2 pseudogenes are annotated in these 890 nt (G+C 50.7%); both read left to right on the plus strand.

Going from position 1 to position 890, the window contains the following annotated elements:
- Positions 1 to 126: 126 nt before the first annotated feature.
- A pseudogene (gene tnpC, locus ACO0LC_RS29100) lies at positions 127 to 726 on the plus strand (IS66 family transposase); the annotation flags it as partial.
- A 39-nt stretch (positions 727 to 765) separates the two neighbouring features.
- Positions 766 to 890 (plus strand): annotated as a pseudogene (locus ACO0LC_RS29105) (IS481 family transposase); the annotation flags it as partial.

The following is an 890-nucleotide window of genomic DNA, read 5'->3' on the forward strand; positions in this document are numbered from 1 at the left end:
TTTGCAGTATTTAATTTTTACAAGAAAATTTACCTGGGCAAATTGACGTTATAACTGACAGGTTCTTTGATGATGGCAAATAGGTTCAAATAGGTCGGTTTGTACGCTGGGAGCGGGGGAAATTACATGGATGACTATGCGGGCTATAAAGCCTTGTTTGCCAATGGCATCACGGAACTGGCTTGCCTGGCACATGCCAGACGCAAATTCTTTGATTTGCATGCCGCTAACCAGCATCCGATAGCGGCAGAGGCCTTGGGCAAGATCGCAGAACTGTATGCCATTGAGAGTGCAGCTAAAGAGGACACGATAGAACAAAGAGCTATCAGACGGCAAGAGCAGTCCAGACCAAGACTTGAGGTCATGCATGCCTGGTTGTTACAACAGCGGCAGAAGACTGCTGATGGCAGCAGTCTGGCCAAGGCGATTGATTACAGTTTGAAGCGCTGGCCTGCGATTGTGCGCTATGTCAGCAGTGGCCAACTGCCGATCGACAATAACCGTATCGAAAACGCGATACGCCCAATTGCGATCGGCAAGAAGAACTGGTTGTTCGCTGGATCAGAACGAGCGGGCAAGCGGGCGGCAGCCATTCAAAGTTTATTGGCCACTGCCAAGGCCAATGGCATTGAACCGCTGGCTTGGCTCACGCAGACGCTGGAAAAACTTCCCACACACCCTAACAGCAGGATTGATGAGCTGTTGCCACTGCGGACAACAAAGTAACACTCCTATCTGCCAACGTGGGGGCAACGGACGCTTACGATTACGGCTGCTGACCTACTCAATGACAAGGTATTGCCGCTCTTCGCCGAATACGAAATGGGCTTAATTCGAATCTTGACTGATCGGGGAACCGAGTATTGCGGCAGGCCAGAGTCGCACGATTA

Origin of the sequence: Undibacterium sp. JH2W, assembly GCF_049340425.1 — a bacterium.
Taxonomy (GTDB): Bacteria; Pseudomonadota; Gammaproteobacteria; order Burkholderiales; family Burkholderiaceae_D; genus Undibacterium.